The sequence below is a fragment of the Methylobacterium frigidaeris genome (assembly GCF_022179185.1).
In the GTDB taxonomy this organism is placed as follows: Bacteria; Pseudomonadota; Alphaproteobacteria; order Rhizobiales; family Beijerinckiaceae; genus Methylobacterium; species Methylobacterium frigidaeris.
This window is the reverse complement of the sequence record NZ_BPQJ01000028.1, coordinates 23997-46592: the sequence shown is the minus strand read 5'-3', so window position 1 is coordinate 46592 and position 22596 is coordinate 23997. Positions and strand designations below refer to the sequence as shown.

Below are 22596 nucleotides of genomic sequence, written 5' to 3'. Positions count from 1 at the left end.
TCGTCAGCCCCGGCGCCGCGCGATGCGCGGGTTGAGCACGTCGCTCAGGCCCTCGCCGAACAGGTTGATGGCGAGCACGGTGACGAGGATGGCGAGGCCCGGGAACACGCTCGCCCACCACGCCTGCCGGATCGAGCTGCGGGCCGAGCCGACCATGAAGCCCCAGGACATCATGTTGGGATCGCCCAGGCCGAGGAAGGAGAGCGCGCTCTCGATGAGGATCGCGCTCGCCACCGTGAGCGAGGCCGTGACGAGGATCGGCGAGACCGCGTTCGGCAGCACGTGGCCGAACACCACCCTGGCGGTGCGCTCGCCCTGGCAGATCGCCGCCTCGACGAATTCCCGGCGTCGCAGGCGCAGGAACTCGGCCCGGGTGAGCCGGGCCAGCGGCGGCCAGGACACCGCCCCGATCGTGGCGACGATGGTGGCGAGCGAGGGCGTGAAGGTCGCGACGAGCAGGATCGCCAGCACGAAGGCGGGGATCGTCTGGAACAGCTCGGTCATGCGCATCAGCGCCGCGTCGAGCCCGCCGCCGGCATAGCCGGCGAGCGCCCCGACCGTCACCCCGATGACGAGCGCCGCCAGCGCCGAGGCGACGCCGATGAGGAGCGAGACCCGGGCCCCGTGGGCGATGCCCGCCGCGACGTCGCGCCCGAGGGTGTCGGCCCCGAGCCGCATCCCGTCCTCGCCGGGCGGGGCGAAGGGCGTCGCCACCATCTCCCAGGGGGATTCGGGGTAGAGGACGGGGGCGCTCGCCGCGAGGGCCAGCACCGCCAGGATGAGCACGAGCCCGGCCATGCCGCTCGGGTGGCGCAGGAAAGCCTTGAGCGCGTCCATCTCAGGCGCTCCCCGCCCGCATGCGCGGATCGATGAGCCGGTAGGCCAGATCCGTCGCGAGGTTGAACAGGATGACGATGACCGAGAGGATGAGGAACACGCCGAGCATCACCGGGTAGTCGCGCTGGAGCAGCGCGTCGAAGGTGAGCCGGCCGAGCCCCGGCCAGGCGAACACCGTCTCGACCACGACCGCGCCGCCGACGAGGGCGCCGGCCTGCATGCCCGCGACCGTGACCACCGGCACGAGGGCGTTGCGCAGCATGTGCCCGACGACGATCTGCGCTCCGGTGAGGCCCTTGGCGCGGGCGGTCTTCACGAAGTCCTGCTGCGCCACCTCGATGATCGCGGCCCGCATCAGCCGGGCGTAGATCGCGAGGTAGATCGCCCCGAGGGAGGCCGCCGGCATCGCGAGGTATTTGAGGAGATCGAGGGCCTGGCCCAGGGGGCCGAGCCGGGCGTTGATCGTGCCGTAGCCGAAGGGCGGCAGCCAATCGAGCCAGACCGAGAAGACCAGGACCAGCATCAGCCCGAGCCAGAACACCGGCATGGCGTAGAGCACGAGCGACAGGACCGTGAAGGCGGTGTCGGCGGCGCTGCCCGCCGCGAGGCCGGCCATCACGCCGAGGGTCGAGCCGAGGAGGAGCGCGAGGGTGAAGGCCGTGACCGTGAGGAGGAGGGTGGCGGGAAGGCGCTCGCGGATCAGGTCGAGGACCGGCCGGCGCTGCTGGGTCGAGGTGCCGAGATCGAGCCGCACCACCCGGCCGAGATGGCGCACGAGCTGCACCGCATAGGGCTGGTCGAGGCCGTACTCGGCGCGCAGGTCGGCGAGCAGCTTGGCGTCCGCGCCGCCCGACTGCCCGGCCATCACCTGCGCCGGGTCGCCGGGCGCGGCCCGCACCAGCGCGAAGTTGAAGGTCGCGATCACCAGGACCACCAGGACGAGCCGGACGATCCAGGCACCGAGCGCGATTCCGATTCCGGCGGCGCGCCTGATCCCGGTCACGACTTCGTCACCGCGCCGAAGGTCTCGTGCGAGCCGATCGCCGTCGTCACGACGTCCTTGAGGCTCCTGTCGTAGATGATCGGGTACTCGATCTCGAGCGTCCAGGCGACGGGCACGTCCTCGACCAGGATCTGCTGGACCCTGGTGTAGAGCTCCTGGCGCTTCTTCTCGTCCAGCGCGCTCGCGGCCTCGTCGAACAGCCGGTCCACCTCGGGGTTCGAGTAGCCTTGCGTGTTCGAGAACAGGATGCCCTTGACGATGTTCGAGGTCACGTAGGTGCGCGAGACGCCGAGCGCCGGATCGCCGAGCTGGTAGAGCAGGTTCGTCGTCATCTGGTAGTCCCAGTTGCCGATCCGGGAGGCCCAGCCCGCCATGTCGGTCGCTTCGAGCACGAGGTCGATGCCGACGCGGGCGAAGGACTGGCGGTAGAACTCCGCCGAGCGCTGGTAGGATTCGCCGTAGGGCGGCACCAGGAACTTGATCTCGACCCGCTTGCCGTTAGCGCCGGGCTTGAGGCCCATCTCGTCGAGCAGAGCCTTCGCCTTGTCGAGGCTGTACTCGTACTTGCGGACGTTCGGGTCGTAGAACTTCGTCTTCGAGGCGACCGGCCCGGTCGCAACCCTCGCCTGCCCGAAATAGACGCGCTTGGCGAGCGCCTCGCGGTCGAGGGCGTGCATCACCGCCTGCCGGAAACGCCGGTCGTTCAGCGGCGCGACGCGGTTGTTCATCTCGAGCCATTGCAGCGGCGCGAAGTACTCGTAGCCCGCATTGGTGACGGCGAGGTTCGGGCGGGCCTTGAGGCGGGCGACGTCGTAGAACTCGACGTCGGACCATTGCGCGAGCTGCACCGTGCCGTTCTCGAGGGCGAGCGTGCGCGACGCCGCGTCGGGAATGACGCGGTAGATGATCTCGTCGAGGTGCGGCTCGTCCTTGCGGTAGTAGCCCTCGTGGCGCACCAGGTGGACGTGCGAGCCGCGCACCCATTCCTTGAGCTTGAACGGGCCGGACCCGATGGCCTTGTCGTTCATCGGGTTCTTGCGGAAGTCGGTGCCCTCGTAGACGTGCTTCGGGACGATCGGCGCGGTGGTGCAGTCGAACGAGCCGAGGAACGGCGCGAAGGGCTCCTTCAGCGTGAAGATCACGGTCAGGGGATCGGGCGCCTCGGCCCTCGCCACGCGGCGGAAGGTGTTGCGCGCCCGTGGATGGGTCTCCATCAGCAGGGTCATGCACGAGAACACGACGTCCTGCGCCGTCATCGGCGTGCCGTCGTGGAAGGTGATGCCGGGAAACAGCCGGAACGTGTAGGTGAGCCCGTCTGGCGAGATCTCCCAGGACCGCGCCATGCCGGGCATCGGCTTCAGGTCGGGGGCGTATTTGAGCAGGCTCTCGTAGATCTTGCCGCCGAGGGTCAGCGTCGGCTGCTGCTGGTTCAGGGCGGTGACGAGGATCGGCGGCTCGGGCTGGATGATGACGTTGAGCGTACCGCCGCGACCTTGCGCCCCCGCCCGTCCCGCGCCGAGCGGCAGGGACGCGGCGCCGGCGAGCAATCCCCCGGTGAACTGGCGGCGATCCATCCCGGCCTCTCCCGATCGTTGAGCGATCGTGAGAGCCTAGCCGAGCGAATACCGGCCCGCCGTCGCATCCGGGCCGCCGAGTATCGCGATCGGGCCAGCCGGCGGGCTGCGATGGCAGCCGAGCGTGGTATGCAGGTTGCCTCCCCCGGCCTGGTCGATCGTCCGTCCAAGGAGCGCAGGATGAGGAAGCCGTTCCCGCTTGAGGCCGAGCGGTGCGAGACGATCCCGCAGGGACGGCGGGCCGCCGACCCGCGGGCGGCCCGCGCGCTCTCGGCCAGCCTCCAGGCCGTGCCGCGCCGGGTGGGCGGGATGGGGGCGTTCTACCCCGATACCAGCACCAGCACCCGGCACGCCCACGCGCGCGGGCAGTTCATCCTCGGCGTCACCGGGGTCACCGCGATGCTGACCGACGAGGGGTGCTTCGTCGTCCCGCCGGATCACGGGCTGTGGATCCCGCCGGGCGTGGTGCACCAGTCCCGATCATGGGCGGATGTGGAGGTGCAGACCCTCTACGTCGAGGCCGACGCGATGCCGGCCGGTCACGGCGCCTGCCGCCTGGTGCGCACGACGCCGCTCCTGCGGGCGCTCCTCGCCGAGGTGCTGGCGATGCCGGTCCTCTACGACGAGCACGGACGGGAGGGCCGGCTCGTCGACCTCCTGCTCGCGGAGATCGGTCGGATGCCCGCCTCCTCGCTCCACGTCGCGGTGCCGCAGGACGACCGTCTCGGCCGGATCTGCGAGAGCGTGCTCTCCCGCGCCGGCGAGACCCGGACCCTCGACGAGTGGGCGCTCCTCACGGGCTTGAGCCGCCGGACGATCACGCGCCTGTTCCGCCGCGAGACCGGGATGAGCTTCTCGGCCTGGCAGCAGCGGGTGCGGCTCATGGAGGCGCTCGCCCGCCTCGGCGGCGGCGCCTCCGTCACCAGCGTCGCCCTCGACGTCGGCTACGACAGCCCGAGCGCCTTCACGGCGATGTTCAAGCGGGTCCTCGGCACCTGCCCGCGGACCTACCTCGACTGGGCCTGAGGGCCGGGCTCCGCGAGGCCATGGCGGGACAAGGCCGCCTTCAGGATGGCGGCGGTCTCGGGCCGCCGCGCGAGGCAGCGCGAGGTCGGCCCCGCGACGACGATCGAGAGCCGGCGGTCGCCGAGGGGGAGCGGGAGGGCGACGCCGGCGAGGTCGGCGATGTACTCCGAGTCGCTCTGGTGATAGCCGCGCTCCTCCGCCTCCAGCAGCGCACGCTCCACGTTCTCCACGCCCAGCGGCGTCGTGTCGGAGAAGCGCTCGAACGCGACCCGGCGGTAGATCGCCTCGCGCGAGGCCGCAGGATACTGGGCGAGGATCGCCCGCCCGGCGGAGCTGGCATGGACCGGAACCCGGTCGCCGACCCGGGCGTGGTAGCGCACCTGGTGCCGGGATTCCGCCACGACGAGGAACAGGGCGTGGATGCCGGTCAGGGTGCCGACCGCCGTGGTCTCGCCGGTGGCGGCCGCCACGTCGGCCACGAGGTCGTCGACGACGCCCGGGAGCGGCTCGGCCTCCGCCACGGTGAGGGCGAGCGTGAGCCAGCGAGGGGTCGGGTAGTACCCGGCCCGCGGCCGCGGCTCGTAGAGATAGCCCCTCTCGACGATCGTCCCGACAAGGTTGAACGTGCTCGAGCGCGGCCAGCCGAGATCGTCCGAGATCTCGGCGAGGGTGGCCGGCCGCCGCCGCTCGGCGAAATACTCCAGCAGTTCGAGAACGTTGGCCGCCTGCTTGACCTGCATCTGTCCCGTCGCCCCGTGCCGGTGCGGGGTTCGACCGCCGCCCGGGTTCATGGCTGCGCAACCTAACGGCCGGTGCTTCGGGGCACCACACGCATCCCGCCTCCCCCTCTGCCTCCAACAGCGCTTGACTTATTCATAATCAGGAATGAAAAATTCCTCCATAAGAATTTAGCGAGCCGCGACGATCGGTGCCGTGATGCGGACAGCCGCGACTAGTCGGCCCGCCGCAGGGAGGAATGCATGTCGCTTCGCCGTACCCTCGGGACGCTCGCCCTCGCCGCCTCGACGACGCTGTCTTCGGCCGCCTTGGCGCAGGTCCCGGTCAAGATCGGCGTCCTCGCCGACATGTCCGGGATCTTCTCGGATATCGGCGGCGCCGGGGCCGCCGAGGCGACCCGGATGGCCGTGGAGGATTTCGCCAAGCTGCCGGAGGCGAAGGGCCTTGCGGTCGAGGTCGTCGCGGCCGACGCTCAGAACAAGCCCGATATCTCGAGCACCATCGCGCGCAAGTGGTTCGACTCGGACGGGGTGGACGCCGTCGTCGACATGCCGACGAGCGCGATCTCCCTCGCCCTCGCGCCGCTCGTGCGGGAGAAGAACAAGGTCGCGCTGTTCACCGCGTCCGGCTCCTCGGACCTGACCGGCAAATCCTGCACGCCGAACTCCGTGCATTGGACCTACGACACCTGGGCGCTCGCCCACGGCACCGCGGAGGCGATCACGAAGGCCGGCGGCAAGTCCTGGTACTTCATCACGGCCGATTTCGCGCTCGGCCATGCGCTCGAGCGCGACGCGAGTGCCGTGGTGAAGGCCGAGGGCGGCCGGGTGGCGGGAACCGTGCGCCATCCCACCGACGCCAAGGACTTCTCGTCGTTCCTGCTGCAGGCCCAGGCCTCGCAGGCGCAGGTGATCGGCCTGACCAATGCGGGCGGCGACACGATCAACGCCATCAAGCAGGCGGCGGAGTTCGGCATCGTCCAGAGCGGGCAGCAGCTCGCCGGCATGCTCTTATTCCTCTCCGACATCCATTCGCTGGGCCTGCGCACCGCCCAGGGCCTGCGCCTGACGACAGGGTTCTACTGGGACCTGAACGCGGCGACGCGGGCCTTCGGCGAGCGCTTCGCCGCCCGCAACAACGGTCGCTACCCCACCATGAACCAGGCTGGCGCCTATTCCGCAACGATCGCCTTCCTTCGGGCGGTCGCAAAGGTCGGATCGGCCAAGGACGGGGGCGCGGTGGTGAAGGCGATGCGGGAAGCGGGGACCTTCGACGACCCGCTCTTCGGCAAGACGATGTTGCGCGAGGACGGCCGCGTGTTGCACGACATGATGCTCGTCGAGGTCAAGAAGCCGGACGAATCGAAGAAGCCCTACGATTACTACAAGGTCCTGGCCACCATCCCGGGCCCGGAGGCCTTCCGTCCCCTGAAGGACGGCGGATGCCCGTTCGTGAAGTAGCGGGCGCCGCCCCGACGGCATCGACGCAAGCTGAGGATCAACGACCATGCGACTGGCGAACAAGCTCGTGGTGGTGACGGCCGCGGCCTCCGGGATGGGACGCGCCGGCGTCGAGCTCTTCCTGCGCGAGGGGGCGCGGGTCGTGGCCATCGACGTGAACGCCGAGGGGCTCGCGCGGCTTTCCGCCGACATGTCGGCGCAGGGCCATGACATCGCGACGGTGCGGGCCGACCTCTCGCAACCCGAGGAGATGCGGGGCTCGATCCACGACGCCGCCGCCGCGCTCGGTGGGATCGACGTGCTGTGGGCCCATGCCGGCATCCCCGGGCCCGGCGGCATCGAGAACCTCGACGTGCCGGCCTACCGGCTCGCCATCGACCTCAACGTCACCTCGGCGGCCCTCGCCGCCGGCGAGGCAATCGGGCACATGCGCCGGCGCGGCGGTGGGTCGATCGTGTTCACCGCCTCCGTCTCGGGCCTCGTCGGCTCGATGTGGAGTCCGATCTACTCGGCTGCCAAGTTCGCGGTGGTCGGGCTGACGAAGTCCCTCGCCCAGACCTTCGCACCCGACAACGTCCGGGTGAACGTCGTCTGCCCGGGCCTCGCCGAGACGCCGATGAAGCTCGGCTTCACCGGCCGCTCGGGCGATCCGGCCGAAGCCGCCGCCGCCGAGGCGCGCATGGTCTCCGCGGTGCCGATGGGGCGCCTGTGCCGGCCGGAGGAGGCCGCCCACGCGGTGCTCTGGCTCGCCTCGGACGATGCCTCCTACGTGACGGGCGTGGCCCTGCCCGTCGATGGCGGCTTCACGGCGCGCTGAGCGCCGGGGCCCGAGTACGAGGAAGGGAGAAGCGCCATGCCGGGTCCGCTCGCAGGCATCAGGGTCGTCGACCTGAGCACGGTCGTCGCGGGGCCCTTCGCGACGCAGATCCTCGCCGAGCTCGGCGCCGAGATCGTCAAGGTCGAGGGACCGGGCGGCGACATCCTGCGCGCGCCGGGCCCTGCCCGCTCGCCCGGCATGGGAGCGGCGTTCCTCAACTGCAATCGCGGCAAGGACAGCGTCGTCCTCGACCTGAAGCAGGAGGCCGGCCGCGCCCGGTTCGACGAGCTCGTCCGGGGCGCCGACATCCTCGTCCACAACATGCGGATGAAGGCCGCCGCCCGGCTCGGCCTCGACGATGCGCGCCTGCGCACGATCAATCCGGGGCTGATCACCTGCGCGATCGTCGGCTTCGGCCAGGACGGGCCCTACCGCGACCGGCCGGCCTACGACGACATCGTCCAGGCGGCGTCGGGCTGGGCCGATCTCGAGCGGCGTGCCGGGGGCGAGCCCCGCTACGCGCCGACCATCGCGGCCGACAAGACCGCGTCGCTCTACGTCACCACCGCGATCAGCGCCGCCCTGTTCCACCGCGCCCGCACGGGAGAGGGACAGGCGATCGAGATGCCGATGTTCGAATCCATGGTGTCGTTCCTCGCCGTCGAGCATCTCGCCGGCCTCACCTTCCGGCCGCCCCTCGGCCCGTCCGGCTACGCGCGCCTCCTCTCGAAGCACCGCCGGCCCTACCCGACCCGCGACGGCCACATCGCGGTCCTGCCCTACAATGCGAGCCACTGGCGCGCGGTCTTCCGCGCCGCCGGCCGCGAGGATTGGGCGCAGGAGGAGGCCCTCGGGTCCGACGCCGCCCGCGCCGCGATGATCGACACCCTCTACGAGCGCCTCGCCACCTGCCTCGCCCGGGACACGACCGAGGCGTGGCTCTCGCGGCTCGCCCCCCTCGACGTGCCCTGCACGCGGGTCAACCGGATCGAGGACCTGCTCGACGATCCCCACCTCGCCGCCACTGGCTTCTTCGAGGCGATCGACCATCCGACGGAGGGGCCGCTCCTGGCGACGCGGCCGCCGGTCCGGTTCTCGCGCACGCCCTGCGGCGCGACGCGGCCGGCGCCGCCCCTTGATTCGGGCAAGCCCTGAGGCCGGCACCCGGAGGGCGCGGGCCGCCGCGGCATCACCGCGTCGCGAACTTGATGATGATCGCGGCCTTGGCCGTCAGGCCGTGGCTCGGCAGCAGGTTGAGCTACTGCGTGTAGCGCTTGTCAAAGGCGTTCTGCACGATGACGTCGGCGCGGATGCGATCGTCGAGCCGAGCGCAGACCGATGCCGGTATGCCGGGGATGGTGGGAACGAAGAAGTACAAGCCGGAAGAAGTGGTGGCCGAGCTGCGGCAGGTGGACGTGCTGGTCTCGCAGGGACAGAGCGTGGCTGACGCGATCCGGGCGATCGGCGTGACGGAGGTGACCTACGATCGTTGGCGCAGGAGTTCGGCGGGCTGAAGTCGGACCAGGTGCGCCGGATGAAGGAGTTGGAGACCGAGTGCCAACGGCTGCGTAAGGCGATCGCGGATCTCGCGCTCGACACGCTGATCCTGCAGGAGGCCGGCCGGGGAAACGTCTGAGCCCCGCGCACTGGCGCACATGCATCGAGTCACAACCTGATGCCAAGGACTGGAAAGCGCCACTTCCAGACATTCAGCCGATGCCGCCAGAGCGGCCGCTCGGCACCCAACAGCGGCCATTCGAGGTCGTCGATTGCCCCTCTGCCATTCCTGCTGATTCGCATAGGAGCGGCGTACGGAACCAGCCTACGTTCTCGCCTCAGCTCCAGGGTGTCTCCGAGATTAAGTGGGCGGTGGCTGAAGTGCGGGTCTTCACGGCGATTGTACGGGAGCAGGATCAGGTGGGTTCGGGGCGCAACTGCAGCGCTGTCGCCGTGGCCCGCTGAGCGGACTGGCGAACGGTTTGTTTTTCCGAAAGTGAACTCCTCACTTCACCCAGCAGTTGAAGGGGCAAGGCAAACCGGAGACCAGTGATGAAACGCCTCTGCCTTCTTTACAGCGCTGCTGCTTTCACCACGATCGGCTTCCTTCCCGCGCCTCTACTCGCTCAGGAGGGCGGTCCCTGCACGGACGACATCGCCAAGCTCCGGCGTGATCTGAGCATGCAAGTCGGGTTGGGAGCTCCCGTATCCGAGCCAGATTACGGCCAGCGCAAGGGACCGAATGACACTGCAGGCCAGAAAACCGCGTCCACCTCGCCTGGTAGTGCGGACCAGCCGGTCGGGACGCCTGAGACGGACCGAGCTCAGAAAGGCGGTGCCTCTCGCGAGATGGGCGGCACACCGGGGACCGTCGGCGGCGTGGCCGGCCCGGTTGGTGCCGCTGCTGGAGCTGGACAAGCGGACGCGATCGCCAGCGGCAGGATCGCGACGTCACCCGAGGACGTTCGCCGCCAGTCCGAGAACCGGCCGACGGCTGCAGCGGAGGCGGCTCAGGGAGGTGCTGCCGCGACTGCTAGGGGTTCATCGTCTGAGGACAAGGCCTCGCAAGCCAAGATGGCGCTGCAGCGAGCCGTCGACTTGAATGCGAAGGGCGATCGATCCTGTGCAGACGCCGTCAAGCAGACGCAGGGCTTGATGCCGTATCGCTAACAAAGATGGTGACGGGGCTGACAAGCAGCACGTGCCACTGAGCCACCGGCGCGGATTGTGGGTAGCGGGATGGGAAACGGCAGTTATGACCGACATTGATCCTGAGCAGCCGCGAGTCGTCATCTTGGTCGAGGAGGAGGCTGACCAGAGAGAAGCGATCACGGCGCTCCTGATCGAGGCGGGTTTCAAGGTCGCCCAAGCGGTGACGACGGATGAGGGGCTTGCTCTCCTCTCCGCCCTCAAGACGGCAGCGGCCCTTGTCACCGACGCGCACGTGCCGGGATCCATTGACGGGTGGGAATTGGCGCAGGAGGCCCGTCAGCGCCGGCCTGAGATGGCGGTCGTTGTGACATCCGGGCATTCAGACCCGACCTCGGGTCCGCTGCCAGACGGGGCCGAGTTCGTCCTCAAGCCCGACATCGTCGGGGCCCTCGCTCCCATGCTGAGAAAGTTGGTCGCACACAAGTAAAATACTGTCTTCTGCAAGAGAATTTGGTCCCTGTTGACGACCTGGTAGCTACATTCACCCAGCCTGTCACCAATAGTTTCTTCTTTTCTAGACATGGGCCGAAAGGGGAGACATGACCTGGTTTGGCCTTCGAGCACTGCGAATTAAGTTAGGCATCCACACCGGCCTTACTGCCGTTCTGCCTCTGGTCGTTGGTCTGTTCGGGATGGTGCCGGCGCGCGCGCAAGGTGCCGTAGACAACTGGGCGGACTTCCGCAAGCGGTTAGAAAACTGCTGGCAGGTTCCTTCGGGAACAGAAGGCTCGCTGATCGCCTTCCGCTTCGGTCTCAATAAAGCGGGCGCTTTGCGCGGCAAACCCCTTGTCACAGCACGTCGTCTGACCGGCGATGCCGACGCTCAGATGCGCTTCGTGGAGGCGGCCACACTCGCGCTCGACACCTGCCTGCCAATGCGGGTGACGCCAAGCTTTGGTGCGATATTGGGCGAGAGTCCAATTCGGCTGCGCTTCATTAACACAAAGCCGAGCGCCGCTTATCAGATCAACTCCAACATCACGATCTTTGCACCCCAGCCTTGCAGGTGTGGTTGTCGGCAGCATAGCAAACGCGCACGGCCGCCCTTCCGCCGCCCGCCATCGTTCCATTAGGGCAGATCCTCTCCGATCAATCAGGCGACTGCGCCTGATGCATAGCTAGCGTCCCGGCTCCGTCGGCGCCACAGCGGACGTCGGACAGCGCGCTCCGTGGGTGCAGTCAACAGACGGGCGCTTTGTGATCTGTCAAAGAGCGTCATCCGGGAATGCTGACAGTATTGCAAAGAAAATGATTTTTTCTGTAATTAGGTCGCGATCTACAAGATTATTACGTTCACCCCAGTCCGCAATATTCCAAGGCGGCGGACTTTTGCTCCGCCTTACGGTGTCGTGTCGGCTACGGTGGCTCCACGCTGGCCTTCCGGCCGCTCCGCACCTTCGGTCGTATCCCGCGTCGTCTGACGCTCCAGTTCCGCATTTAGCTCCGCACCGAGCAAGACTACGAACGCTGACATAAACAGCCAGGTCAGCAGAAGCATCACCGCACCAAGCGTGCCGAAGGCGTGGTTGTAGGAGCCGACACGCTCAACATACAACGAGAACCCGGTCGAGCCTGCGAGCCATAGGATGGTGGCAACAACCGCACCGGCACTCACCCACCGCCACTTGGCCGGTCGCCGACTCGGCGCAGATCGGTAGAGAAGGCCGAGATCCAGCACCATCAGGGTGGCGAGCCCTGGCCAGCGTCCGAGCCGGATCAGCGTGTGCTGCTCATTCGTCGGCAGCGCAGCGACCGCGAGCGGCAGGAACGCGATCAGGACAAAGGCCAGCGCGACGAATGCGAGCGTTGTCAGCCCAACTGTGAGGACGACCTGCTCGCGTCGGAGGAAGCTGCGCTGCTCACACTCGCCGTAAGCCAGGTTTAGGGCGGCAACCATCGCGGAGGCGCCTGAGCGGCCACCCCAGAGTGCGGCGAGAACGGCGCCGCCGAGCCCCGCACCGAGGTTCACCCTGGAGCTGGTTGCCACGGCTTGCATCTGATCGGCCAGGAAGCGGCTTGTCTCAGGCGGCAGCAACCCACCCAGCATCTGGATGGGATCGCGGACGGCGGCCGGATCGGCGACCAGGCCGTATACCGAGACCGGAACGGCCAGGGCCGGAACAGCAGCCAGCAGGGTGTAGAAGGCGACGCCCGCCGAGCGCAGCCAGATGTCGTCGCGTGTCAGCGAGCGTGCGAGCCGTCGCAGGATGCTGCCCCAGCCCTTTCCAGAGATGGCACTCGGCTCAGCCGCGTCGCAGACCGACTCACTCAAGCAAACCTTCTACCATCATCGGCCGAGAACACATCTTAAGTTGTGACAATGCGTCACACGCCCATAATATTTTTGACCGCCGATTGTACTTACTTCCCATTCGGGAGAATGCCCACATCTTGTCCGGCTTGTCGAGCAATAACTGAACGATATTACTGATTGATCAATTCTTTCTTAGCAAGTATTCAATGCATCGTCACCTTAAGTGACGGAGATGTTAAGGCGATATCACGGAGATCGTGTGACCTCATACGTGCTCCTCCTGCCTTTATTGGAAACAATAAGATACAATGCGACAGGGCACGCCAACAAGCCATTCTCCAGCCGGCGCGATTGTCGTCATTAACACCGACCAGTGCCCGGACGGTCTGCTGTTCCCGGACATGGATCCGCGAGAGTGTCACGCCAAGAGTGTCGCCGTGATGCGCGGGAAGGTGGTGTGCGCCGATTGTGTTGAAAAAATCCACAACCAGCCAAAGCAGCATCCTATACAAAGCGCAACGAAAAAATTACTTTCTGAAACAGCTCGACGGGGCGCAAAAGCTTACCCGCCGCATCAACAGAAGATGATTGTTTTCATGGCCTAGACGTGAAACGAGGCCACAGGCGCTGCCATTGAGTTTCTTAACAAAATCTGCCATTAGCGGACGTTCGATTTTGACTTTGCGCGAGTCCACTTAATGGCCAACTTCAGACACATATAGCGAGGCGTCCGGGGGCACGACACCCTGATGCGGCTCTCGCCCGTGGACTACCACCACGTCCACTACCTGGACGATGGCCGCACCGTCGACCACCAGCTGGTGGGGCGCAGCCTCTGGACGGTCACCTGGCCGGCCGTGCAGAACATGCCCGACCCTTACATCCGCAACGAGCGCCAGGTGAACATCCTGGAGACAAAGAACTTCGGCCGGCTCGGGTTCGTAGAGTTCGGCGCCCGCTCGATCAGCCTTTCGCGCGCGGCGCGCAGAAGTCTGTGTCCAAGTTCTGCGGCTTGGCGGTCGCCATCTTCGGCGAGCCGGGTGCTTGGGGCTGGCCGCCGACATCTTGGCTCATACGCCAGAGGGCATGGAGACCATCGTTCGCCTCGGTGAGCCCATCGCCACTACGCTCAAGGGTGAGTAGGCCGCGCCGAGAGTTACTTGTACCCCGGCGAGTCGGTTGCCGCTTGCTGCGTCCCGGCCCTCTTGGACCTCGTCGCGTATGTCCCCAGCGAAAAAGTTGATGGTTGGTCTCAGCGAAACCCGCATCCGGATACACATGGGGCGCCGAGAACTCATCTACCGCTGCGCCGATCCCGGCGACGGTCCGAAGCCGTTCGAGAGAAGCGCGGCGATGAACAACCTATTCCTCGCAGCTAGGTAACATCAAGCGCGCGAGGCCGGCCCAACGGAGCCAACGTCAGACGTGGTGAAGAGCGGTCTTCATCGAGCAGTGACCCGTGGCTCCGCGCATAGCCAAGACGGCAGCCGTCACCAAAAAGGGCCATTCTCCCGGGTGGGGTCTCTGGACGACCCGACCTCGAACCCGCCCGTTCCGACCACGTCCGCTCGGCGGGACGCGCGAGAACGTCGCGGACTCAGCCAAATGGCACCTACGGGCGTTTCCTTGAGAGGCCGCGTCATGCGGCTCTATTCTTCAACCGCGGTGAACGAGAGCATGAGGAAGATCGCACTTGCAGCCCTCGGGGCAGCCATCGCCGGCGGCACCCTCCTAGTCGCCACGGCATCCCAGGCGTCGGACTACGGCTATGACGATTACGTTGCGCCTCGGACCGTGGTGACCCGACGCACGGTGGTAGAGCGCCGCGTCGTCGTTCCACAGCGCGAGGTCGTGCGCGAGGTGGTCGTCGAACGTCCCGCCCGCCGGGTCGTCCGTGAGGTCGTCGAGGAGCGCCCGGTTGTGTACCGGCCTCGTCCGGTCGTGCGAGACGTCGTGGTGGAGCGCGACGGCTACTACGGCCCGCGCCGGTTCGGGCCTCGCCCGGTCGGATACGGTTATGGTCCGGCCTTCGATCCTTACGACTAGGCTATCGAGGGCCGGCTTCGTGTGAGGCCGGCCCTCGGCCCTTCCAGGAGGAACGGTCAGGCTGTGGTTCGGCCGGTTCACCAACGGAGGCCTCCTCAAGCGGGTGAGGTAGGAGGTCCATCGAGCGGCATGTCAGGCGTGGCAGCTTGCGCCTCGTGCAGTGTCCCATCCTGGTAGGATCGCCTTCGAGCCAAGCGGCCGGGACTTGGCCTAGGCCATGGTTGGCTCGCAGCTTCAAGCGGCGCGCTGGCGGATGGCGCTGCGCAGGACCCGCGTGAGGTCCTCGATGGCGTAGGGCTTGTGCAGCAACTCGAAGCCGTGGCTCCCCTCCTGGGCGAGAACGTGGCTGTAGCCACTGGTCAGCACCACCGGCAGGTCCGGCATACGCCTGCGGATCTCCTTGCCGAGTTCGACCCCATTCATTCCCGGCATGACCACGTCCGAGAACACGGCCGCGTACCGGCCCGGATGTTTCTCAAGAAGGCGCAGCGCGGCCTCGGCGTTCGGGGCCCAGGTGGTCTCGAAGCCGAGCTCGATCAGGAGCTGCGTGGAGAACTGCCCGACCTGCTCGTTGTCCTCAACCACCAGCACGTGACCGTGCCCGCGCGCCTCGTCGGTGGCCGCGCTCTCCAGGGCCGCCTCGGCGACGGCGGCAGGGACCCGAGGCAGGTAGATCTTGAACGTCGTACCCTCGCCCGGCGTGCTATCCACCCCAACCTCGCCCCCGGACTGCTTGGCGAAGCCGTAGACCTGGCTAAGGCCCAAACCCGTTCCCTTCCCAACCTCCTTCGTGGTGAAGAACGGTTCGAAGATCTGCGCCAGCTTCTCCGGAGGGATGCCCGTGCCCGTGTCGGTCACGTACACGGCGACGAACTCACCCTCGGCGGCGCTGTGTCCCCTGACGCCCGGGATGATTTTAGCCGGTTCGATTGTGATTCTGAGTTGGCCGTTCCCATCCATCGCGTCGCGCGCGTTGACGGCCATGTTCACGAGAGCCGTCTCGAACTGGCTCGGATCGGCTTCGACGTAGCAGATCTCGCACTCGGTGTGCGTGGTCAGTTCAACACGAGAGCCCACGACGGTGCGCAGCATGTCGGCGATGGCATCGACCCGCTGCCCGACGTTGAAGACCTCGGGCTTGAGTGCCTGCCTGCGCGAGAAGGCGAGGAGCTGGCTGGTCAGCTTGGCGGCGCGGTCCGCCGTCTCGGAAATGGCCTCGGCATAGCGTTGCCGGCGCTCCTCCGCGAGGGTCGGCCGACACAGCATCTGCGCCGCCCCACGGATGACAGTGAGCAGGTTGTTGAAGTCATGGGCGACGCCGCCTGTGAGTTGACCGATGGCCTCCAGCTTTTGGCTCTGGCGCAACGCGTCCTCGGTCTTCAGGCGGGAGGCGACCTCCTGGACAACCCGATGCTCCAGCGTCTCGTTGAGCTGGCGTAGCATGGCTTCGCCCTGCTTATGGGAAGAGAGATCGTGCATCGCGCCCACCATGCGCACGGCCCGGCCGCAGCGGTCCCGCAATACCGTGCCACGGTCCAGGATGTCCGCGTACGTGCCGTCTCGGCGCTCGAACCGGTACTCGGCCGTCCAGGTATCGCTCTCGCCCTCGATGGCGGCCGTGATGCCGGCGACAACCCTGGCACGGTCATCGGGGTGGATCTTCGCCTTCCACCACGCGCCGGATGGCCCGACCTCTTCTGGCTGGGAGCCGAAGAGCGTCTTTACGGCCTCGTTCCAGCGAATGTGATCCGTGGCCAAGTTCCAGTCCCAGATCGCGTCGTTGGTGGCGTGCGCCGCGAGCCGGTAGCGCTCCTCGGTCTCGCGCACCTCCTCCTCGGCGCGACGCCGCTCCGTCTCGTCGCGGGCCACCTTGAGGAAGCCGATCTCCAAGCCGGAAGGGTCGCGCAGGACGTTGTTGGATCCGCTGACGAAGACGCGACTGCCGTCTTTGCGCTGGTGCCAGCGCACGTCCGGGGCGTGGCAGTCCCGCCTGGCCGTAGAGGCCTCCTCCTCGGGCACGCCGGCCTTGCGATCCTCCGGCGTGAAGAGAACATCGCCCGATCTCCCGACGATCTCCTGTGCCTCGTAGCCGAAGGTGCGCGCCGCTCCGGGCGACCAGCTCGTCACCCGGCGCTCCGGGTCGAGCGTGAGAATGGCGTAGTCGGTGGCCGAATCGAGGATGAGTTGCAGGCGCTGCTCGCGATCCCGCAGCCGCTCCTCGGCTTCCTTGCGCTCGGTCACTTCGAGCACGAACTCGATGACGCCATCCTCGACCTTGCGTGGCGCGAACAGGCCCCACCAACGGGATCCGTCCTTGCGGTAGTATTGCTTCTCGTACGGAACCGCCTCGCCGAGGGTGAGCACCTGTTCGACGGCGCGCTCCGAGGCGTGCCAGAACTCCTTCGGCGTCAGTTCCTGCCAAGTCTTGCCGAGAGCCTCCTCCCGCGAGAAGCCGCTCATTGTCAGGAACGCCTCGTTCACATCAGTCAGACCGAATTGCGGTCCCCAGTGGATGATGCCGACCGTCTTGATCGCGAGGGCTGCCCGCACCCTGTCGGCGACGAACTGGCGCTGGCGTTCGGCCAGCACCTGCTCGGTGGTTTCCAGGCAGGCGGAGAAGAAGCCGGCGACTTGCCCGTCCTCGCCTCGGATCGGGGTGTAGGAGAAGGAGAAGTGAGCCTCCTTCGAGACGCCGTTGCGGTGCATGACAAGCGTGATATCGTCCATCTGGACGGCCTCGCCGGAGTAGGCGCGCTCGACGACGGGCGTCAGGTCCCACGCGATCTCGGACCAGACATCGAGGAAGTCGTGCCCGAGCGCCGCTGGATGCTTGTCAGCAAGGATGGCGGCGTAGGGCTGGTTGTAGAGGAGGATGCGCTGCGCTCCCCAGACAATGAACATCGGCTGGGCGGAGCCATCGATGACATCGCAGAGGGTCCGCAACGCGACCGGCCAGCTCTCTGGCGGCCCCAGCGGCGTCGCGCTCCAATCGCGCGCGCGTGTGACCCTTTCAGACGTCGTGACAGGGGTGTGCGGGAGGGTGGATCTGACTTCGACATCCATGTGCATAAGAAACTCGCCGAGCCATGGAAGTTGCCCATGGGACCGGTGCGGCAGCGGGTTGGGGGCAAGCTGGTTGAGCCGGATTTATGCCACCAAACATCGGTCCGCTAGAACCGTTCAACGAGGGGCGACACGATGCAGCCGTCGGACCCGGACGTGACCCTGGAGCAGATCGAACTCGACGAGGCGTGGGCGATGCCAGTTCACGGAGCAGGGCGTCCATCGTGGCCCGACGCGCTCAGTAGCCCTGGAACTCGTCGAGGTAGTAGTCCACGTCCCGCCCGGCTTTAATAATGGTGCCGGGTTTGTAGGGTAGCCGCGAGGGCGAGGATCGAGCGCACGGTTTCGCCGAGCGTACCCATGCCGTAGTAGCCGCGGAACTCGGGATCCAGCCCTCCATGCTGCGCCAGTGGCGAACCGTGCTGATGGACGGCTCCCTGCAACAGCGATGAGGAACACGGCGTCGTACCCGGCCAGGGCTGCGCGAGGGGGCAGCGCGGCATCGGCGTCGGCTGGCTGGATGCAGTCGCAGAGGGCGCCGGGCGCGAGCCTCCTCAGGATGTCGAGGTAGGTCTCGCCGGACGAGCGGCCCACGCTATTCCGGCGCTCCTTGCGGGCCTCGGGCGTCTCACTCTCGGCAACCAGGAACCGGAATGGGGGCTGTGCTGAACTCACGAAACCAACTCTCTTTAAGTGTCCACGTCACATCGGGAACCAAGGGCGCAGAGTGGTGTCCCCTGCAGTGAGGCCCGCCTGCGAGATAGCGCTGAGCGTCTTCGCTGGAGCCCCGGCAGTCCCGGCTTCGCACTCGGAGGCAACCAGTCGGCTGGATAGCGCATCCGCCAGGACCGGGATAACCGACAAGGGTAGGTCGGTGAGCATCTCGTGGAGCCGCAGCATGTAAGGGCAACGGTGAACGTGTTCGACCGTCCTGATGCCGCCCTTGCGCCTGGCCCCGCTCATTCTGTGCGGCGCACCTCGGACCAACACCGGCCGTGAAGAAGGGTTTGGGTGAACGCCTGCGGCATCCTCGACAGCTGCGAGCTTCAGACCTCACCTGCCTTGCGTTCGGGTCTGTCGACCTCTTCCTCGGTGGGCAGTTCGCACCGGTTGTGGATGTCGGTCGCGGCAACCGCGCCGTGGCCCATCGCAACGACGACCTGGTCGAGCCCGCGTACGACACCGCCGGCCGCGTACAGGCCCGGCACTGTCGTGCGGTTGTGCTCGTCGACTACGAGGGCGCCCGTGCCATCGTGCTCGGCCCCCAGCCCGACTGCGAGCTCGGAGTGGAGCCTCAGCCCGAGGGCCGAGTAGAGCACCTCGAAACGGTGCTCCTCTCCCTCTGCCGTACGTAGCAGCGTAATTCTGCCGCCCTCGATGGCGATCTCGGTCACCGGCTCGTGGATGACCTTGATGCCGTGCTTGCCCACGCGCTCGCGCTGGCCCGCGTCGAGGTCCATCCCGCGCCCCAGTGTCAGAAGCGTCACGTCGTTCGAGTAGGTGCGGACGACGAAGACAGCCTCGCCCAGGCCTCTATCGCCGTAGCCGACAACCGCGATGCTCTTGCCACGCGCCTCGTAGCCGTCGCAGATCGGGCAGTAGCGCACGAGGCCGTGACGGACGGCGCCCGGCAGGTCTGGGAGGTCAGGCTCCACGTCGTCCGCGCCTGTTGCGAGAAGCACTCGGGACGCCCAGACCTCCCGCAGGTAGCCTGCCCCGTCAGCGAACCTTGCGGCGAACCCACCCTCGCCCTTCCGCAACGCAGTAACCGTCCCCCTGGTGACCTGCGCTCCGTATCGGGCGAGGTGCTCGCGCTGACGGGCGAGGATCTCGCGACCGGAAATGCCGTCGGCGAAAACCGGAATGTTGTGGCTGGTTGGGATCCAGGAAGCGCGGGAGTTCCCGGCATCCACGACAAGGAAGCGACGACCGAAGCGTGCGAGGTAGAGCGCGGCCGTCAGACCGGCTGGCCCTCCGCCGATGATCACGCAGTCGAGCATCCCGTCCACACCAGCGGCCCAGTGCCCTGCCATCGGCCAACCCGTCCGGAGGAGTGTAAGCGCATTGGGATGACCCGGCGCGGCCTGCACCGGTTCCATGGGCCCGTGTCGATGCAAGCCGGGCTGAGCAAGGCGGTCGCGTCCGTCCGGCGCTCAGGTCGCCCCAAGTACCGGCGGCGCAGCACGGCAACTAGGTGGACATATCCTAAGTACATACGTAGCTCCATGGATGTGTACTGCATCACGTCTTCATCCAGAGCCAGGGTGACATGCTGATCATCGGCACGGACGCGCTATGTGCAGCTGTTGATCGGAGTCCGAGTTTGCGCAAGGTGCCGCTGCGCTAGACTCAGGTGCCATCCACTGAGGCTGCGCAGCCCGCCTTTGTGAATGCGACGCATTAAAATGAGGAACGGCGACAAAGCGGCAAACTGAAAAAACGTATAATTTCTCATCGCTGACGCCGCGAGTTGCAGCGAAGTAGCGCATCCTTGGCGGTACAGGAGCTCGAGGGCTATCGACAGGACCTAATTAACAAAACTAGCTGATGAAACAATTTCATGGAGGCAGATCATTTAATGCCGCACAGTGGGTCCCAAGCAGAGCTATGCAGCGTAGGCGCGGGTCACACGTGAAACCCGAACGTCGTCCGCGTGATTGTTCGGGCGAAACGGAACCTTGTCAAGCCGAAGCCGTTCGGCAATATGCACCATAGCGCGAGAGTCGCTGTTGATCCACTTTCCACTGATACTCGGTTTTGTTGCGGGGTGTGTGTCCACCTACGCGTTTGTTCCGCAGGTCGTGAAGATCTGGCGAGAGCGGGATTGCATCGCGATTTCGCTGAAGATGTACGTCCTGCGGCTGGCCGGCTTCGTGCTGTGGCTCGCTTACGGGGCCGCGCTTGGAAGCGTTCCCCTCATCGTGTCCAACCTGCTCAACCTCCTGCTCGGCGGCGCCATACTGGTCTTCAAGCTTCAGGCACTGGGACTTTGTCCAGACCCGAAAGGCCGGTTTTGCGCAGAACGGAGCGCAAGATGACGTGGGATTGGGCGATAGGCCTGCTCGGCATAGTCGCGGGCCTATGTACGACGGGAAGCTTCGTCCCTCAGGTTGTGAAGGCGTGGCGTGACGGTGAAACGAAAGCGATCTCGACGCGAATGTACGTCATCATCTCAGTCGCGTTCGTCTTATGGCTCGGGTACGGCTTGGTGATCAGAAGCTGGCCTATAGTCATTTTTAACGTGCTGAACCTGGGACTCAGCGGTGTGATTCTGTTCCTGAAACTCAGGACTACCACGCCACGCCGCAAAGGAGCTTAGCCTTCCCTTTGGCGGCTGCCGATACCATGGGCGGTGAGTAACGGGACTAACAATTCACTCTCGCCCGTCATTTGGATCTACTGAAGAGATACGGCCACGAAGTACACCGAATGTGGCTCAGTGCCGGACAAGTGCCAGCCTCGCACCGGCCCCACGCGACCCTCATCTAACCCGAGTGGGACACACCACCTGCGCTCTGCTCACAGGAACTGGATGGGCTGCGCCCGCACCACCACGCTGTCCTGCCGGAAGCTTGTCTCTAGCTCCTGCCGGTACTTGGCCCACCAGACTGGATCGCGGACCTCCACCATGACCTCGAACACCACGATGTCGTCGTGAGATGTACAGCTTCCTTCCTGCCAGAAGCCTTTGGCAGGGCTGCGCGTGAAAGCTGTCAGGCCGCCGAACTGACGCGTCAGCTTCTCGCGCACGCGGACGTACTCTGCTTTGGCAAAGGGCCGCCCCTGATTGTCGGACAGAGGCAGGAGAATCTGGATCAGGTAGCGTTCCATCAAAGGCGCCCCAAGGCCTCGCGAAGATGGTGCTGCGTGCCTGCCGATGCTCCTCGCGCAGGAACGTCGCGATTGCTGCCGTGATCTTCTCGCCGCCCTGAACCGACGGCTCGATCGGGTTGGCGAAGTTCGCATCCTCGCCGCACAGCACCCGCAGGTCGAGGAGCGTGAGGCTCCGCGCGGCCGCCTCGCGCGTCACGACATCGTTGTGGATCGCCAGGGCCGTCGCAGCCAGGCGTCGGCGGACCGGATCGGGATAGCGCGGATCGTAGATGGTGCAGATGGCCGTCGGGAGCCCAAGCGCCAGCACGGCGTCCAGCATCGCGCGGTACTCCGCTCGGAAGCGATCTTGCGCGGCGGCGAGCCGATCGAGCACCTCCGGCAGTGAGCGCGCCAGCCCCTCGAGCACGCCTGACGCCCTTAGGGCGTCGTTGCCGCCCGCACTGACAACGAGGTGGGTCGCGTCGTCCGGCAGGCCGGCGAGCTGACCCGGCACGTCCGCCAGCACTGCCCCGTCGGCCGCGAGCAGTGTCGCTCGCCCGCCGGACAGGAGGGCGCGCAGCTGGCGTACGACATCGGGGCCGCCGCGCACATAGGCGCCGTTGTCGAAGACGGAATCGCCGAGCAGGACCGCGTGCGTCATGAACCTCTCCGTCTCGGGCGTCTCGTCACTTGCGCGCCGACCCCCCCGCGCGAGGAAGAGCACGGACGCTGCCAGGACCTCGCGCCGGTCCGGCCTTATCCGGTCAGGAAGGCCGTCAGCTCCGCCGCCACCCTCTCCGGCTCCTCGTGCGGGTGGCGGCGCGCATACAGGATCGCGAGCCGGTCGATCCGCTCGGGCGAGCGCGTGGCGAGCTACCAGCCGATGATGCCGCCCCAGTCGTGCCCGACGAGCCGCACCCGCTCGGCGCCGTGCCGGTCGGCCAGGGCCAGCACGTCGTCGGCGACGCGGTCGAGGTGGTAGGCGGCGATCTCCCGCGGCTTGGCGCTGCGGTTGTAGCCGCGCAGGTCGGGCGCCAACAACCGCAGTCCCGCGGCGGCGAGCGGGCCGATCTGGTGCCGCCAGGCGAACCACGCTTCGGGAAAGCCGTGCAGCAGGATCGTCAGCGACCCATCCGCCGGGCCGGCCGCGGCGACGTGCAGGGTCACGCCCGGCAGAGGGACCATGGAGAGTTCGGGATCGGGCCAGGTTGCCATTACGGAACCAGGAAGACGGTGCGTGGCAAGGATGCCTCGAC

At 66.7% G+C, this 22596-nt stretch carries 20 protein-coding genes and 2 pseudogenes; 13 read left to right on the top strand and 9 right to left on the bottom strand.

Features of this window, described 5'->3' with window-relative positions; genetic code table 11:
- Positions 1-3: 3 nt before the first annotated feature.
- From MFF64_RS24425 to MFF64_RS24415, 3 genes are read right to left on the bottom strand one after another with little or no spacing between them, the layout of a single operon-like run.
- Positions 4-837 carry an ABC transporter permease gene (locus MFF64_RS24425; RefSeq protein ID WP_099900296.1) on the bottom strand — a complete coding sequence of 278 codons (834 nt, stop codon included), beginning with the start codon at positions 835-837 and terminating at the stop codon, positions 4-6.
- A 1-nt stretch (position 838) separates the two neighbouring features.
- Positions 839-1831: an ABC transporter permease gene (locus tag MFF64_RS24420; protein WP_425324310.1), complete on the bottom strand. Its 993-nt coding sequence runs from the start codon at positions 1829-1831 to the stop codon at positions 839-841.
- Positions 1832-1836: 5 nt separating this feature from the next.
- Entirely contained in the window at positions 1837-3414 is a 1578-nt protein-coding gene (locus MFF64_RS24415) for an ABC transporter substrate-binding protein (protein ID WP_238192658.1), read from the bottom strand.
- Between the two features lie 180 nt (positions 3415-3594).
- Between MFF64_RS24415 and MFF64_RS24410 the strand changes: the two genes are divergently transcribed.
- Positions 3595-4440, top strand: coding sequence for an AraC family transcriptional regulator (locus tag MFF64_RS24410; protein WP_093570954.1), 846 nt, complete (start codon positions 3595-3597; stop codon positions 4438-4440).
- Here the strand turns inward: MFF64_RS24410 and MFF64_RS24405 are convergent.
- Entirely contained in the window at positions 4422-5180 is a 759-nt protein-coding gene (locus MFF64_RS24405; RefSeq protein ID WP_238192657.1) for an IclR family transcriptional regulator, read from the bottom strand. The two genes, MFF64_RS24410 and MFF64_RS24405, sit on opposite strands and share 19 nt — an antisense overlap.
- Before the next feature lie 240 nt (positions 5181-5420).
- On the opposite strand from MFF64_RS24405, the gene MFF64_RS24400 reads away from it, so the two are divergent.
- From MFF64_RS24400 to MFF64_RS24375, 6 genes and pseudogenes are all read left to right on the top strand, one after another.
- Positions 5421-6638: an ABC transporter substrate-binding protein gene (locus tag MFF64_RS24400; RefSeq protein WP_099903082.1), complete on the top strand. Its 1218-nt coding sequence runs from the start codon at positions 5421-5423 to the stop codon at positions 6636-6638.
- A gap of 46 nt (positions 6639-6684) precedes the next feature.
- Positions 6685-7455, top strand: coding sequence for an SDR family NAD(P)-dependent oxidoreductase (locus MFF64_RS24395; protein WP_099903080.1), 771 nt, complete (start codon positions 6685-6687; stop codon positions 7453-7455).
- A 36-nt stretch (positions 7456-7491) separates the two neighbouring features.
- Positions 7492-8610 carry a CaiB/BaiF CoA transferase family protein gene (locus tag MFF64_RS24390; protein WP_238192656.1) on the top strand — a complete coding sequence of 373 codons (1119 nt, stop codon included), beginning with the start codon at positions 7492-7494 and terminating at the stop codon, positions 8608-8610.
- Between the two features lie 203 nt (positions 8611-8813).
- Positions 8814-9120, top strand: a pseudogene (locus MFF64_RS24385) (transposase); the annotation flags it as partial.
- 1087 nt (positions 9121-10207) lie between these two features.
- Complete coding sequence (locus MFF64_RS24380) at positions 10208-10591, top strand: response regulator (protein ID WP_238192655.1); 384 nt, start codon at positions 10208-10210, stop codon at positions 10589-10591.
- 112 nt (positions 10592-10703) lie between these two features.
- Positions 10704-11237: a UCP034077 family protein gene (locus MFF64_RS24375; RefSeq protein ID WP_238192654.1), complete on the top strand. Its 534-nt coding sequence runs from the start codon at positions 10704-10706 to the stop codon at positions 11235-11237.
- Positions 11238-11503: 266 nt separating this feature from the next.
- Here the strand turns inward: MFF64_RS24375 and MFF64_RS24370 are convergent, their stop codons facing one another.
- Positions 11504-12436, bottom strand: a complete 933-nt coding sequence (locus tag MFF64_RS24370) for a YihY/virulence factor BrkB family protein (RefSeq protein WP_238192653.1) — start codon at positions 12434-12436, stop codon at positions 11504-11506.
- Between the two features lie 290 nt (positions 12437-12726).
- Here MFF64_RS24370 and MFF64_RS24365 point away from each other — a divergent pair, with 290 nt between their 5' ends.
- The 3 genes from MFF64_RS24365 to MFF64_RS24360 all read left to right on the top strand — a co-directional run bounded on the left by MFF64_RS24365 (position 12727) and on the right by MFF64_RS24360 (position 14464).
- Positions 12727-13023 (top strand): hypothetical protein, encoded by a 297-nt coding sequence (locus MFF64_RS24365; protein WP_238192652.1) that lies wholly within the window; start codon positions 12727-12729, stop codon positions 13021-13023.
- 144 nt (positions 13024-13167) lie between these two features.
- Positions 13168-13530 (top strand): phosphatidylserine decarboxylase, encoded by a 363-nt coding sequence (locus MFF64_RS38185; RefSeq protein ID WP_369010718.1) that lies wholly within the window; start codon positions 13168-13170, stop codon positions 13528-13530.
- A gap of 565 nt (positions 13531-14095) precedes the next feature.
- Positions 14096-14464: a hypothetical protein gene (locus MFF64_RS24360; protein WP_238192651.1), complete on the top strand. Its 369-nt coding sequence runs from the start codon at positions 14096-14098 to the stop codon at positions 14462-14464.
- A gap of 234 nt (positions 14465-14698) precedes the next feature.
- Here MFF64_RS24360 and MFF64_RS24355 read toward each other — a convergent pair whose 3' ends face one another.
- Positions 14699-17527: a hybrid sensor histidine kinase/response regulator gene (locus MFF64_RS24355; protein ID WP_238192650.1), complete on the bottom strand. Its 2829-nt coding sequence runs from the start codon at positions 17525-17527 to the stop codon at positions 14699-14701.
- Positions 17528-18573: 1046 nt separating this feature from the next.
- Positions 18574-19560, bottom strand: coding sequence for an NAD(P)/FAD-dependent oxidoreductase (locus MFF64_RS24350; protein WP_238192649.1), 987 nt, complete (start codon positions 19558-19560; stop codon positions 18574-18576).
- A 696-nt stretch (positions 19561-20256) separates the two neighbouring features.
- Here MFF64_RS24350 and MFF64_RS24345 point away from each other — a divergent pair.
- Together MFF64_RS24345 and MFF64_RS24340 are read left to right on the top strand one after the other, a co-directional pair.
- Complete coding sequence (locus tag MFF64_RS24345; protein WP_238192648.1) at positions 20257-20565, top strand: SemiSWEET family sugar transporter; 309 nt, start codon at positions 20257-20259, stop codon at positions 20563-20565.
- Entirely contained in the window at positions 20562-20846 is a 285-nt protein-coding gene (locus tag MFF64_RS24340; protein ID WP_238192647.1) for a SemiSWEET family sugar transporter, read from the top strand. The genes MFF64_RS24345 and MFF64_RS24340 overlap by 4 nt, the downstream gene beginning before the upstream one ends.
- A 200-nt stretch (positions 20847-21046) precedes the next feature.
- Here MFF64_RS24340 and MFF64_RS24335 read toward each other — a convergent pair whose 3' ends face one another.
- A complete protein-coding gene (locus MFF64_RS24335; protein WP_238192646.1) occupies positions 21047-21358 on the bottom strand; it encodes a hypothetical protein in 312 nt (103 codons plus the stop codon).
- 46 nt (positions 21359-21404) lie between these two features.
- Between MFF64_RS24335 and MFF64_RS39030 the strand changes: the two genes are divergently transcribed.
- Positions 21405-21746: a hypothetical protein gene (locus MFF64_RS39030; RefSeq protein WP_238192645.1), complete on the top strand. Its 342-nt coding sequence runs from the start codon at positions 21405-21407 to the stop codon at positions 21744-21746.
- Positions 21747-22150: 404 nt separating this feature from the next.
- Here MFF64_RS39030 and MFF64_RS24325 read toward each other — a convergent pair.
- Positions 22151-22555: pseudogene (locus MFF64_RS24325) on the bottom strand (alpha/beta fold hydrolase); the annotation flags it as partial.
- Positions 22556-22596 lie beyond the last annotated feature (41 nt).